We start from the raw sequence: 12,854 nt of genomic DNA on the forward strand, positions 1-12,854 counted from the left end.
CTATACAACATGATCAGGCTGAGACTGATCAGTTCAAGGACGGTGTGGCCAGACCTTGAACCTGTAAATTGGTGGAGCTAAACGGGATCGAACCGTTGACCTCTTGCATGCCATGCAAGCGCTCTCCCAGCTGAGCTATAGCCCCGGATTTTTCGCCTCGCGGCGCAGCAGACCTTGCGAGCTGCTTGTTGAAACTGGCGTCCCCTAGGGGACTCGAACCCCTGTTACCGCCGTGAAAGGGCGGTGTCCTAGGCCACTAGACGAAGGGGACAAAACCTTCTGTACAACCTGATCAAGCTGGGCCTGATCAATTCAAGGACGGTGTGGCCAGACCTTGAACCTGTAAATTGGTGGAGCTAAACGGGATCGAACCGTTGACCTCTTGCATGCCATGCAAGCGCTCTCCCAGCTGAGCTATAGCCCCTCATCGGTGAGGACGGGGCGAATCTTAATGGCGCTTTGAAAGGCTGTCAAATTTATTTTCAACAATTTTCAAAGTTTTTTGCCGGGATAACAATCACTTACCGTCAAAACCCCGGAAAGCCGGGGTTTTGACCTTACCAGCGCTTAACTAGGCGATAGCACCCAGCAGCTTTTCCCATTCCTTGTTTTCTTTCTTCGACACACCGCCCAGCAAATCAAGGGCTTGGCGCAGACGGAAGCGGGTCAGGTCAGGACCGAGGATTTCCATCGCATCAAGTACCGACACCGAACTGGCCTGCCCGGTAATCGCGGCAAACATCAGCGGCATGGCATCGCGCAGTTTCAACTCCAGGGACTCGACCACCGCCTGGATGGTTGCGGTGATGGCGTCCTTCTCCCACTGGCGCAGGCTTTCAAGTTTCCACAGGATCAACTGCATCAACTGGCGAACCTGGTCGGCCGAGAGCTTCTTCGACTCGAACAGCTTGGCATCCGGGTTCACGCCCCCGGCAAAGAAGAAACTGGCCAGTGGGGCGACCTGGCTGAACGTCTCCACCCTGCCCTGCACCAGCGGGGCGATCTTCATCATGTACTCGGGGTTCAACGCCCACTGCTGCACACGGCTGGCGAACTCTTCCACCGGCAGGTCACGCAGCCATTGGCCGTTGAGCCACGACAGCTTCTCGATATCGAAGATCGGCCCGCCCAGGGAGACGCGGGACAGGTCGAAGTTATCGACCATTTCCTGCAGCGAGAACTTCTCGCGCTCGTCCGGCATCGACCAGCCCATGCGGCCCAGATAGTTGAGCATCGCTTCAGGCATGAAGCCCATGCGCTCGTAGAAGGTCACCGAGGTCGGGTTCTTGCGCTTGGACAGCTTGCTCTTGTCCGGGTTACGCAGCAGCGGCATGTAGCACAGCTGCGGCTGTTCCCAGCCGAAGTATTCGTAAAGCAGGATCAGCTTGGGCGCCGATGGCAGCCACTCTTCGCCACGCAGTACGTGGGTGATGCCCATCAGGTGGTCATCGACCACGTTGGCCAGGAAGTACGTCGGCAGGCCGTCGGTCTTCATCAGCACCTGCATGTCCATGCGGTCCCACGGGATCTCCACATCGCCACGCAACATGTCTGGCACCACGCACACGCCTTCGCTCGGCACTTTCATACGGATGACGTGAGGTTCACCGGCAGCCAGGCGCTGGGCCACTTCTTCTTTCGACAGCAGCAGTGCGCGGCCGTCGTAGCGCGGGGTTTCGCCGCGAGCCTGTTGCTCGGCGCGCATCTGGTCCAGTTCTTCGGCGGTGCAGAAGCACGGGAAGGCATGGCCCATGTCGACCAGTTGCTGGGTGTACTTTTTATAGATGTCGCTGCGCTCGCTCTGGCGATACGGGCCATGTGGACCGCCGACATCCGGGCCTTCAGCCCAGGTGATGCCCAACCAGCGCAGGGCATCAAAAATCTGCTGTTCCGACTCACGGGTCGAACGCACTTGGTCCGTGTCTTCGATCCGCAGGATGAATTCACCGCCGTGCTGCTTGGCAAAGCAGTAGTTGAACAAGGCGATGTAGGCAGTACCGACGTGGGGATCCCCAGTAGGCGATGGCGCGATGCGCGTGCGGACGGTGGTCATGGCGGGTCTCGAATGGGCAATAAAGCTGAAAATAAAACAAGGGGCGAATGGTAACAGCCCCAAGCCCCCCGGCTCCAGCGTGGGCCGATCAACAAAGGGCATATAAACCAAGGTTGGGGCTGCAACCGCGAGATAGCTATTTGGCAGATCGTTAGCTGGCTATATTCCATTGCCTTTCGTAACCGACACTGCGCCGCCATCGCAGGCAAGCCAGCTCCCACATGTTGAAATGCATTGCACATGTGGGAGCTGGCTTGCCTGCGATGAGGCCCGCCCCATCAACGCAACTTCAGACCGTCAGCAACCGCTCGCGCAACTTGCCAATCTCATCGCGCATCTGCGCCGCCGCTTCAAACTCCAGGTCCCGCGCCAGCTGGTACATCTTCTCTTCCAGTTGGCGGATACGCTTGGTGATTTCGCTCGGCGAGCGCAGTTCGTTTTCGTACTTGGCGTTTTCCTCGGCAGCCTTGGCCATGCCTTTGCGCTTCTTGCTGCGCGAGCCCGGTACGGTGGCGCCTTCCATAATGTCGGCCACGTCCTTGAACACGCCCTTGGGGGTGATGCCATTGGCCAGGTTGAACGCAATCTGCTTGTCGCGGCGGCGCTCGGTCTCGCCGATGGCCCGCTCCATGGAGCCGGTGATGCGGTCGGCATACAAAATCGCCCGGCCATTGAGGTTACGTGCCGCACGGCCAATGGTCTGGATCAGCGAGCGTTCGGAGCGCAGGAAACCCTCCTTGTCCGCGTCCAGGATCGCCACCAGCGACACCTCGGGCATGTCCAGGCCTTCACGCAGCAGGTTGATGCCCACCAGCACATCGAACGTGCCCAGGCGCAGGTCGCGGATGATCTCCACGCGCTCCACCGTGTCGATGTCCGAGTGCAGGTAACGCACGCGCACGCCGTGGTCGGCGAGGTAATCGGTAAGGTCTTCGGACATGCGCTTGGTCAACGTGGTGACCAGCACCCGTTCTTCCAGAGCCACGCGCTTGGTGATCTCCGACAGCAAGTCATCGACCTGGGTCAGGGCCGGGCGTATCTCGATTTGCGGGTCGACCAGGCCGGTGGGACGCACCAGTTGCTCGATCACCCGGCCAGCATGCTCGGCCTCGTAGTTGCCCGGCGTGGCCGACACAAAGATGGTCTGCGGGCTGATGCTTTCCCATTCGTCAAAGCGCATCGGCCGGTTATCCAGCGCCGAAGGCAGGCGGAAGCCATACTCCACCAGGGTTTCCTTGCGCGAACGGTCGCCTTTATACATGGCACCGACTTGCGGCACGCTGACGTGGGATTCGTCGATCACCAGCAAGGCGTCTGCCGGCAGGTAGTCGTAGAGGGTCGGTGGTGGCGCGCCGGATTCGCGCCCCGACAGGTAGCGCGAGTAGTTTTCGATGCCGTTGCAGTAGCCCAGCTCGAGGATCATCTCCAGGTCAAAACGCGTGCGCTGCTCCAGGCGCTGGGCTTCCACCAGCTTATTGTTGGCGCGCAGGTATTCGAGGCGCTCGGCCAGCTCGGCCTTGATCCCCTCCATGGCATCCAAAAGGGTTTCACGGGGTGTCACATAGTGGCTTTTTGGATAGAACGTGAAACGCGGCAGTTTGCGGATCACTTCGCCAGTCAATGGATCGAAGGCCGACAAACTCTCGACTTCATCGTCGAACAGCTCGATCCGGATCGCTTCCAGGTCCGACTCTGCCGGGTAGATGTCGATCACGTCGCCACGCACGCGGAAGGTCGCGCGGGCAAAGTCCATATCGTTGCGGGTGTATTGCAAATCCGCCAGGCGCCGCAGCAAGGCGCGCTGGTCGAGTTTGTCGCCGCGATCGACGTGCAGCACCATCTTCAAATAGGTTTCCGGGCTGCCCAGGCCGTAGATGCAAGAAACGGTGGTGACGATGATCGCGTCCTTGCGTTCCAGCAGCGCCTTGGTCGCCGACAGCCGCATCTGCTCGATATGGTCGTTGATCGACGCATCCTTCTCGATAAAGGTATCGGAGGACGGCACATAGGCTTCGGGCTGGTAGTAGTCGTAGTAGGAGACGAAGTACTCCACCGCGTTGTTCGGGAAGAACGCCTTGAATTCACCGTACAACTGCGCGGCGAGGGTCTTGTTCGGTGCCAGCACCAGGGTCGGGCGGTTGATCTGCGCGATCACGTTGGCAATGCTGAAGGTCTTGCCGGAGCCGGTCACCCCAAGCAAGGTCTGGTGGGACAGGCCAGCCTCGATGCCTTCGACCATCAGGCGGATGGCCTCGGGCTGGTCGCCAGCAGGTTCAAAGCGGGTGACTAGTTGGAAATCCGACATAACGTACCTCTTGAAGTCACCCCAGACTGTAAACCCGTCGGGGACGAAAAAGACCACAGCCTGCTAAATATCAGAGCGAGCCGTAGGAAAAAACCATGATAGCTGTAGAAGTGGAGGCGAATGTGACGGGTTTCAAGGCAATCGTCCTGCATGCCTGCGGCCATCAATGTTGCAATAAGACTAACGGTCGATAAATAAACCGAAAAACTTGGCCGAAAAGCCGTTTCGGCTGTCGCCGCGAGCGGTGTTGGCCTCTATACTAGCTCCCCGTTTGTGCACCGCTCTAGTGCATTCGGCTGGAGCGCGACACGTCCCTCCATTCCCCCATAGAGCTGCCGCAAAAATGAGCCTGTTCTCCGCTGTCGAAATGGCACCACGCGATCCTATCCTGGGCCTCAACGAAGCATTCAACGCCGATACCCGTACTGACAAGGTCAACCTTGGCGTGGGCGTTTACTGCAACGAGGAGGGGAAGATTCCACTCCTGCGTGCCGTTGCCGAAGCGGAAGCCATTCGCGTGGCGCAACACGCCGCCCGTGGCTACTTGCCGATTGATGGCATTGCCGCCTACGACCTGGCCGTGCAAAAGCTGCTGTTCGGCACTGAGTCGCCGCTGTTGAGCGCTGGCCGGGTGATCACTGCCCAGGCCGTTGGCGGCACCGGCGCACTGAAAATCGGCGCTGACTTCCTCAAGCAACTGCTGCCCAATGCCGTAGTTGCCATCAGCGACCCAAGCTGGGAAAACCACCAGGCGCTGTTCGAAAAAGCCGGCTTCCCGGTACAGACCTATCGTTATTACGACGCGGCCACCCACGATGTGAACCGCGCCGGCCTGCTGGAAGACCTCAACGCCCTGCCCGCCCAGTCCATCGTCGTGCTGCACGCCTGCTGCCACAACCCGACCGGCGTCGACCTGAGCCCGGCCGACTGGAAAGACGTGCTGGAAGTGGTCAAGGCCAAAAACCTGGTGCCGTTCCTCGACATGGCCTACCAGGGCTTTGGCGACGGTATCGACGAAGATGCCGCCGCCGTGCGCCTGTTCGCCGAGTCGGGCCTGACCTTCTTTGTGTCCAGCTCGTTCTCCAAATCGTTCTCGCTGTACGGCGAGCGCGTGGGCGCACTGTCCATCGTCAGCGAATCGAAAGAAGAAAGCGTGCGCATCCTGTCCCAAGTCAAGCGCGTGATCCGCACCAACTACTCCAACCCGCCGACCCACGGCGCGGCGATTGTGGCGGCAGTGCTCAACAACCCAGAGCTGCGCGCCCAGTGGGAAGCAGAACTGGCCGAAATGCGTTTGCGCATCCGCGGCATGCGCGAGCAGATGGTCAGCGACCTGGCCAAGGCTGCTCCGGGCCACGACTTCAGCTTCGTCGGTCGCCAGCGCGGGATGTTCTCCTACTCCGGCCTGACCGTAGAGCAAGTCACCCGCCTGCGCAGCGAGTTCGGTATCTACGCCCTCGACACCGGCCGCATCTGCGTGGCGGCGTTGAACCAGGCGAATATCGCTGCCGTGACCAAGGCGATTGTGCAGGTGCTGTAAGCCTGATCGCGGGGTACGAAGGGGAAGCCAGTGGCTTCCCCTTTCCATTTGTGCCCCACGTGGCGAGCAAGCTTGCTCGCGTTGGGCTGCGCAGCAGCCCCAATACCTGCCACCCTGAACTTACCGGACCACCACGGTGCCTGAACAAGGGGCCGCTATGCGCCCCAACGCGAGCAAGCTCGCTCGCCACAACAAGTTCACCACTTGCGGCGCCCAACCCCTAGACTGAACACCGACTGCCCCTTTGCTGCGAGAGCCTTATGAGAAACGACGACCTGGACCTGCGTGCCGACCGCGACGAACTGGATCACTTCACCCCGCGCACGCCCCCAGCCAAGCGGCAAAAAAGCCTGGTGCTGCAAGTGGCCCTGGGCGTCTTCCTCGGCGGCCTGGCCCTGTGGCTGGTACAACTGGGGGCCACGGCGCTGATGGCGAAACTGGCGATGGGCACCCTGCAGTTTGGTGGCTAGCTTGCCGATTCCTACAGGGGAATGCGTTCCTGTAGCAGTTGCACAAAGCTGTCCAAACTCTGCGACACCGTGCCCCGACGCCAGATCAGCCAGGTGTTGAGCAGGCGGAACTCATCGGCCAACGGCCATACACTGACCGTGGTAAACCCCGGCATGCTCTCCAACATGCTGCGCGGCATCAGCGCCAGCCCGGCGCCGGCGCTGACACAGGCGAGCATGCCGTGGTACGACTCCATCTCGAAAATCTTCCCCGGCATCGCGCCGTCCTGGGAAAACCAGCGCTCAAAGTGGTGCCGGTATGAGCAGTTGGAGCGAAAGGTATAGATGTTCTCACCGTTCACATCCTGCCCACGGCTGATCGGCGCGTGATGCAAGGGCGCAATCACCACCATCTCCTCCTCAAACACCGCCACTCCCTCCAGGGTCGGGTGCAACACCGGGCCATCGACAAACGCCGCCGCCAGTCGCCCCGATAACACGCCTTCGATCATCGTGCCCGAGGGCCCGGTGGTCAGGTCCAGTTCGACCTTGGCGTGTTTCTGGTTGTAGGCCGCCAGCAATGCCGGGATTCGCACGGCGGCGGTGCTTTCCAGCGAGCCCAGGGCGAAGGGGCCCTGGGGCTCCTCACCCGCCACGGTGGCGCGGGCCTCTTGCACCAGGTCAAGGATGCGCCGTGCATAACCGAGGAAATTCCAGCCGGCAGGCGACAGGCGCAGTCGACTTTTCTCACGGATAAACAGCTCGACACCCAGGTCCTGCTCCAATTGCTTGATACGGGTGGTCAGGTTCGATGGCACCCGATGAATCAGCTGTGCGGCGGCGCTGATGCTGCCTTGCTCGGCCACGGCCTTGAAAATCTCCAACTGCACCAGATCCAAGTCATTCTCCAATCGTGAACGTATTGCTTAATATTATTCAGTTCCCGGAAAAGATACAGCCCCGTACGCTGGGCACCTTCTCCAACACTGCGCAGGACGGTGCCATGAACGCTATCACTCACCAGACCCATGCCTTGTCGATCAACCCCGCCAATGGCGACACCGTCGGCAGCTACCCGTATGAATCCGCCGCGCAACTGGATGCCGCCCTCACCCGCGCCAGCACCGCCTTTCGCAAGGGGCGCCATACGCCAGTGGCACAGCGCGCCGAATTGCTCCTGGCCCTGGCCGGCGCCCTGCGCGAACAAGCCGAAGAAATGGCGCAAATGATCACCCTGGAAATGGGCAAGCCCATCGCCCAGGCCCGTGGCGAAATCGAGAAATGCGCCTTGCTGGCCGAGTGGTACGCCGCCCACGGCCCGGCCATGCTCGCCCCGGAACCGACCCTGGTGGACAACGGCAGCGCCCAGATCGAATATCGCCCCTTGGGCCCGATCCTCGCGGTAATGCCGTGGAATTTCCCGGTGTGGCAAGTGCTGCGCGGCGCCGTGCCGACCATGCTCAGCGGCAATACCTACGTGCTCAAGCACGCGCCCAACGTGATGGGCAGCGCCTACCTGATGCAAAAGGCCTTCCACAAAGCCGGCTTCGCCGATGGCCTGTTCGAAGTGATCAACGTCACCCCCGACGGCGTGTCCAAGGCCATCGCCGACCCACGCATCGCCGCCGTGACCCTGACCGGCAGCGTGCGCGCCGGCATCGCCATCGGCTCGCAAGCCGGCGCCGCGCTGAAAAAGTGCGTACTGGAACTGGGCGGCTCCGACCCCTTTATCGTGCTCAACGACGCCGACCTCGACGCCGCCGTGCAAGCGGCGGTGATCGGCCGCTTCCAGAACTCCGGCCAGGTCTGCGCCGCCGCCAAGCGCCTGATCATCGAGCAAGGCGTGGTCGAGGCGTTCACCGCCAGATTCCTTGAAGCCAGCCGCCAACTGGTGATGGGCGACCCGACGTCGAGCGACACCTACATTGGCCCCATGGCCCGCTTCGACCTGCGTGACGAGCTGCACGCACAAGTCCAGGCGACCCTGGCCGAAGGCGCCACCCTGCTGCTGGGCGGCCATCCTATTGAAGGCGCGGGCAACTATTACGCCCCCACCGTCCTGGCCAACGTCACCGACCAGATGACCTCGTTCAGACAGGAACTGTTCGGCCCCGTCGCCTCGATCATCAGCGCCCGCGACGCCGAGCATGCCGTGGCCCTGGCCAACGACAGCGAGTTCGGCCTCACTGCCAGCCTCTTCACCCGCGACCCAGCCAAGGCACGCCAGATCGCCAACCAGCTGGAAACCGGCGGGGTCTTTATCAACGCCTACAGCGTGTCCGATCCTCGGGTGGCGTTTGGCGGGGTGAAAAAGAGTGGGTTTGGCCGCGAACTGTCACATTTCGGCGTGCGGGAATTCTGCAATGCGCAGACGGTATGGATAGATCGGCGGTAGGCCGATAGTCAAGATTGCTCATTGCCAGCCTGCAGGTTCGGGATATGATCAGGCCGATATTTGAACCGGACTGCACTGACCTATGCCCGTTGACCTGCAAGCGCTCTACCCCAAACTGATCCATCTGATGCTGGATACGGTTTTCGTGGTCGACAGGGACAATCAGATCGCATTTGTCAGCGATGCCTGCGAGACGCTGCTCGGCTACCGTGCCGACGAGTTGACCGGCAACTTGATCACCGACTATATGCACCCTGAAGACCTGGCGGCCACCCGAGCCTCGATCATCCGGGTGATGAACGGCCAGCCCCACGTCGATTTCCGCAACCGCTATCTGCGCAAGGATGGCAGTGTCGTGCATATCCTGTGGGCGGCATTCTGGTCCGAGGATGTGGGCGCCCGGATCGGCGTGGCGCGGGACATCACCGCCCTCACCCAGGCCGAGGAGGAACTGCGCTTTCTCGCCCATCACGACCCGCTGACCGCCCTGACCAATCGCTCGTTGTTCAATGATCGGCTGGACTCCGCGTTGCGCAACGCGCGCCGCCAGAACAGCACACTGGCGCTGCTGTTCCTGGATATCAATGATTTCAAGGGCATCAACGATGTGCATGGGCATGCCGCCGGCGACCGCGTGCTGTGTGCCATTGCACGACGCCTGGAAGGCTGTGTGCGGGACACCGACACAGTAGCGCGTATGGGTGGGGATGAATTCACCGTGCTGTTGACCGATCTTCATTCAGAAGAGGCGGTGGCCGAGAAGGTACAACAGATCCTTGCCATCATAGCCGAACCGCTGGGCCCTGAGTTTGGCCCGGTGACAATGCCATCGTGCAGCATCGGCGTAGCCCGTTACCCGGCTGACGGGGACAATGCCGATACGCTGCTCAGCCATGCCGATGGTGATATGTACCGGCTGAAGAAACTCCACCGCGCGGCCGCCAAGCGAGCTATTTGTTGAAGCGGCGCAGTTGTGCCGGTTCGGGCTTACTGGCAGGCCAACGCGTGTAGGCCATCAACGGTTATTGCGCAGGATCGAGAAATTCAACGCCGCCGCGACACTCAGCCACGCCAGGTACGGGAACAGGATCAACCCGGTGATCAGGTCCAGGCGCACCGCCAGCACCACCATCGCCGCCACGGTGAGCCAGAGCAGCGTGATAATCAGCATCCCCGCAAGAATCCGATGCGCGCCGAAGAACACCGGGGTCCACAGCGTATTCAAGGCAATCTGCGCCGCCCACAGGGCCAGCACTGTCTGACTGCCGGGGATCAGGCTCAGGCGGTAACCGGCCCAGGCGAGTAGCAAATAGATGATCGTCCAGGCCACCGGAAACAACCAATTGGGTGGGGTGAAGCGCGGTTTGACCAGGGATTGATACCAGGCGCCGGGCTTGAACATGATGCCGGTGCTGGCAGCGGTAGCGCAGGCGAGCAGGAAGATGAAGAACGTCATGGTCGGTCCCTATATGGATGGCGCACGCAGTTGGCACCGTAACGTCTCAAATGACCCAACCTTGCGGCCATAAATTCAATCGGCCCCGAAACGAATCCACTTGATTGACCGGTTTTCGCGTAGCCCGCACCTTTTTCACGTCATATAAAAGGTTTAGGGTGCGTTGATTCTTCCCATTCATTAGAGAATCGAGCGCTTGGCCAACGTCCCCGCTGATCACCGCAGCAGTCCCTGGTCGGTTTTCCTGATTTTCCTGCGCCTGGGTCTGACCTCCTTCGGCGGACCTGTCGCCCACCTCGGCTACTTTCGCGATGAATTCGTCACGCGGCGGCGCTGGTTGAGCGAGCGCAGCTATGCAGACCTGGTCGCACTCTGCCAATTTCTCCCCGGCCCGGCCAGCAGCCAGGTGGGCATCGCCCTGGGTTTGTCACGGGCAGGCTACAGCGGCGCACTGGCGGCCTGGGCCGGGTTTACCTTGCCGTCCGCCGTGCTCTTGATCCTGTTCGCCCTGGGCCTGACCCAGCATAGCTCGGCCATACCGAACGGCGCGCTGCATGGCCTCAAAGTCGTCGCCGTGGCGGTCGTCGCCCAAGCCGTGTGGGGCATGGCGCGCAACCTGTGCCATAGCGGGGGGCGCATGCTCCTGATGCTGATGGCCGCCGTCATTACCCTGTCGATACCGTCGGCCTGGGGCCAGGTCGCGGTGATTGCCGGCGCAGGCGTCGTCGGCCTGCTGCTGTTCAACCCCGTCCCCAACGCCACCCACGACGCACTCGCCATCCCCATCCGCCGCCGCGCGGGAGTGATGTGGTTGGCGCTGTTCTTGATCCTGCTGGTGGGCCTGCCGCTCCTCGCCCAGACGCTGCCCCACCAGAGCCTGGCGCTGCTAGACGCGTTCTACCGCAGCGGCTCGCTGGTGTTCGGCGGCGGCCACGTGGTACTGCCCCTGCTGCAAGCCGAAGTAGTGCCGCCGCAATGGGTGAGCAACGACGTGTTCCTCGCCGGCTACGGCGCGGCCCAAGCCGTGCCCGGGCCCTTGTTCACCTTCGCCGCGTTCCTCGGCGCCGCGATGAACCCGGCCCCCACCGGCTGGCTCGGCGGCGTGATCTGCCTGCTGGCTATCTTCGCGCCGTCGTTTCTCTTGATCTTCGCCGCCCTGCCCTTTTGGCAAAGCCTGCGCCAAAACACACGCGCACAGGCCGCACTGGCCGGCGTGAATGCCGCGGTGGTGGGTTTATTACTGGCGGCGCTGTACCAACCGGTGTGGACCAACGCGATATTCACCGCACAAGACTTCGGCCTGGCACTGATCGCCCTGGTGGCGCTGATGTTCTGCAAACTGCCGCCATGGCTCGTGGTTGCAGGCAGCGGCGCAGCGGGCTGGTTATTGAGTCTGATCGTGTAGACAACCCAGCCACCACGCCCTGCTCGACAGCCGGGGCGTGCAGCTACTAGCCCTTCAACTCAGCCGCACGATGGCTGGCAGCGTCGTCGTAAGCCACATACAACGACTCGGCGATTTGGCTTTTGATGGCTTTGGTGGACTCCAGGCCCAGGACAAAACCTTCGGCTTTGCCGCCTGCGCGATTCAGGTCTTCAGGCGTGCTGGCGCCGGTGATCGCCTCCAGCAACTTGACGGCATGTGGGCCTACGCCCTTGGGCAGGCTGATCTGGTCAATGCTCATTGCGGCACCTCGAATGAGGCTGGGGACGGTGTGTTGCGGGTGAACGAGGTCATGTGCGATACCTTGATGGCTGGGGGCCGATAGCGCGAGGAACCACTGCCGGAGGGGCATGGTAGACCGGGATGGGCAAAAAAGGGCTGATTTCGCGACCACATCGTTGCAGCACTTGCCATCCCAACCTCTGAGAACAAGAGGGAGCGCCGCCGAACCCGGGCTCGACGGCTCGTTCGACTCTCAAACTCCATTCAGAAGCGTTTAGGCAGGATCCGCGCCAGGGTGTTGTCCCGAACCCAGTAGTGATGGAACAAACCTGCCGCCGCATGCAAACCGATCAGCCAGTAACCGCTGCTGCCAAGCAACTCGTGCCAATGCTTGAACTGCTTTGCCAGGTCCGGATCGACCGACACAAGTGACGGCAGAAAAAACCCGAAGTAAGGCATCGGTTTGCCTGCCGCCGACAACATCAGCCAGGCCAGCAGCGGGGTCGCAATCATCAGCCCATACAATGCCAGATGCATCAGGTGCGAAGCGCCGGTCTGCCACGCAGGCAAGGCAGGCGTTATGGGTGGCCGGGGGGTCAGGCGCCCAAGCAGACGCACCCAGACCAGAAGAAAAATGCTTGCCCCCAAAAGCCCGTGCAGTCCCAGGAATAGGCTTCTCATGGTGCCCCCACGGGGTAGCAGGCCTTTGATTTCGATGCTGGCATAGACACCGACAAACAGCCCCAGCATCAGCCAGTGCAATGCAATCGACAGTTTTCCATAACGTTGGGTGGATGAGTCTCGGGTCATGCTGGGCCTCTGCAGTCATTCTGGCGAGCGAGTCATTCGCCCGACCTCGATCCGGTTTAACGCCTGATCGAACCACGCCACCCTGCCCGCCCAGCCTTAATACAATCTGAAGAAGCGCCAGCCCGTCTGTTGCGACCTTCAGACTCCGTTAAGAAATGCCCTCGATACTCTGCCCAAACC

The 12,854-nt window shown here is 61.3% G+C and carries 11 protein-coding genes and 3 tRNA genes; 5 read left to right on the forward strand and 9 right to left on the reverse strand.

Features of this window, described 5'->3' with window-relative positions:
- Positions 1–69: 69 nt before the first annotated feature.
- The 5 genes from HU773_RS18530 to uvrB form a co-directional block, all read right to left on the reverse strand.
- Positions 70–145: transfer RNA gene (locus HU773_RS18530), tRNA-Ala, on the reverse strand.
- Positions 146–195: 50 nt separating this feature from the next.
- Positions 196–271: transfer RNA gene (locus HU773_RS18535), tRNA-Glu, on the reverse strand.
- 77 nt (positions 272–348) lie between these two features.
- A tRNA-Ala gene (locus HU773_RS18540) sits at positions 349–424 on the reverse strand.
- Between the two features lie 147 nt (positions 425–571).
- Positions 572–2,053: a glutamate--tRNA ligase gene (gene gltX, locus HU773_RS18545; RefSeq protein ID WP_057960187.1), complete on the reverse strand. Its 1,482-nt coding sequence runs from the start codon at positions 2,051–2,053 to the stop codon at positions 572–574.
- Between the two features lie 289 nt (positions 2,054–2,342).
- On the reverse strand, positions 2,343–4,358 hold the full coding sequence (gene uvrB, locus HU773_RS18550) for an excinuclease ABC subunit UvrB (protein ID WP_057960188.1): 2,016 nt from the start codon (positions 4,356–4,358) through the stop codon (positions 2,343–2,345).
- Positions 4,359–4,701: 343 nt separating this feature from the next.
- On the opposite strand from uvrB, the gene HU773_RS18555 reads away from it, so the two are divergent.
- The gene (locus HU773_RS18555; protein WP_120733627.1) at positions 4,702–5,898 is read left to right on the forward strand and encodes an amino acid aminotransferase; all 1,197 of its coding nucleotides are present in this window, start codon (positions 4,702–4,704) and stop codon (positions 5,896–5,898) included.
- A gap of 260 nt (positions 5,899–6,158) precedes the next feature.
- A complete protein-coding gene (locus tag HU773_RS18560) occupies positions 6,159–6,368 on the forward strand; it encodes a hypothetical protein (protein ID WP_057438594.1) in 210 nt (69 codons plus the stop codon).
- An 11-nt stretch (positions 6,369–6,379) separates the two neighbouring features.
- Here HU773_RS18560 and ptrR read toward each other — a convergent pair whose 3' ends face one another.
- A complete protein-coding gene (gene ptrR / locus HU773_RS18565; RefSeq protein WP_057438593.1) occupies positions 6,380–7,246 on the reverse strand; it encodes a putrescine utilization regulator PtrR in 867 nt (288 codons plus the stop codon).
- Positions 7,247–7,350: 104 nt separating this feature from the next.
- On the opposite strand from ptrR, the gene HU773_RS18570 reads away from it, so the two are divergent.
- Positions 7,351–8,742 carry an aldehyde dehydrogenase family protein gene (locus HU773_RS18570; RefSeq protein ID WP_186626294.1) on the forward strand — a complete coding sequence of 464 codons (1,392 nt, stop codon included), beginning with the start codon at positions 7,351–7,353 and terminating at the stop codon, positions 8,740–8,742.
- A gap of 82 nt (positions 8,743–8,824) precedes the next feature.
- Positions 8,825–9,703: a sensor domain-containing diguanylate cyclase gene (locus tag HU773_RS27590; protein WP_186626295.1), complete on the forward strand. Its 879-nt coding sequence runs from the start codon at positions 8,825–8,827 to the stop codon at positions 9,701–9,703.
- A gap of 54 nt (positions 9,704–9,757) precedes the next feature.
- On the opposite strand, the gene tspO is transcribed toward HU773_RS27590, so the two are convergent.
- Positions 9,758–10,198, reverse strand: coding sequence for a tryptophan-rich sensory protein TspO (gene tspO / locus HU773_RS18580; protein ID WP_057438591.1), 441 nt, complete (start codon positions 10,196–10,198; stop codon positions 9,758–9,760).
- A 196-nt stretch (positions 10,199–10,394) separates the two neighbouring features.
- On the opposite strand from tspO, the gene chrA reads away from it, so the two are divergent.
- Positions 10,395–11,603, forward strand: a complete 1,209-nt coding sequence (chrA, locus tag HU773_RS18585; protein ID WP_120733631.1) for a chromate efflux transporter — start codon at positions 10,395–10,397, stop codon at positions 11,601–11,603.
- A 46-nt stretch (positions 11,604–11,649) separates the two neighbouring features.
- Here chrA and HU773_RS18590 read toward each other — a convergent pair whose 3' ends face one another.
- Complete coding sequence (locus tag HU773_RS18590; RefSeq protein ID WP_120733633.1) at positions 11,650–11,883, reverse strand: hypothetical protein; 234 nt, start codon at positions 11,881–11,883, stop codon at positions 11,650–11,652.
- A gap of 245 nt (positions 11,884–12,128) precedes the next feature.
- Positions 12,129–12,674: a cytochrome b gene (locus tag HU773_RS18595; RefSeq protein ID WP_057960193.1), complete on the reverse strand. Its 546-nt coding sequence runs from the start codon at positions 12,672–12,674 to the stop codon at positions 12,129–12,131.
- Between the last annotated feature and the right edge of the window lie 180 nt (positions 12,675–12,854).

The organism is Pseudomonas shahriarae, assembly GCF_014268455.2.
Taxonomy (GTDB): domain Bacteria; phylum Pseudomonadota; class Gammaproteobacteria; order Pseudomonadales; family Pseudomonadaceae; genus Aquipseudomonas; species Aquipseudomonas shahriarae.

What these genes read in the sequence shown, in the direction of transcription:
- gltX (WP_057960187.1), bottom strand. Translation starts at nt 2,053, where the DNA reads ATGACCACCGTCCGCACGCGCATCGCGCCATCGCCTACTGGGGATCCC.
- uvrB (WP_057960188.1), bottom strand. Translation starts at nt 4,358, where the DNA reads ATGTCGGATTTCCAACTAGTCACCCGCTTTGAACCTGCTGGCGACCAG.
- HU773_RS18555 (WP_120733627.1), top strand. Translation starts at nt 4,702, where the DNA reads ATGAGCCTGTTCTCCGCTGTCGAAATGGCACCACGCGATCCTATCCTG.
- HU773_RS18560 (WP_057438594.1), top strand. Translation starts at nt 6,159, where the DNA reads ATGAGAAACGACGACCTGGACCTGCGTGCCGACCGCGACGAACTGGAT.
- HU773_RS18570 (WP_186626294.1), top strand. Translation starts at nt 7,351, where the DNA reads ATGAACGCTATCACTCACCAGACCCATGCCTTGTCGATCAACCCCGCC.
- HU773_RS27590 (WP_186626295.1), top strand. Translation starts at nt 8,825, where the DNA reads ATGCCCGTTGACCTGCAAGCGCTCTACCCCAAACTGATCCATCTGATG.
- tspO (WP_057438591.1), bottom strand. Translation starts at nt 10,198, where the DNA reads ATGACGTTCTTCATCTTCCTGCTCGCCTGCGCTACCGCTGCCAGCACC.
- HU773_RS18590 (WP_120733633.1), bottom strand. Translation starts at nt 11,883, where the DNA reads ATGAGCATTGACCAGATCAGCCTGCCCAAGGGCGTAGGCCCACATGCC.
- HU773_RS18595 (WP_057960193.1), bottom strand. Translation starts at nt 12,674, where the DNA reads ATGACCCGAGACTCATCCACCCAACGTTATGGAAAACTGTCGATTGCA.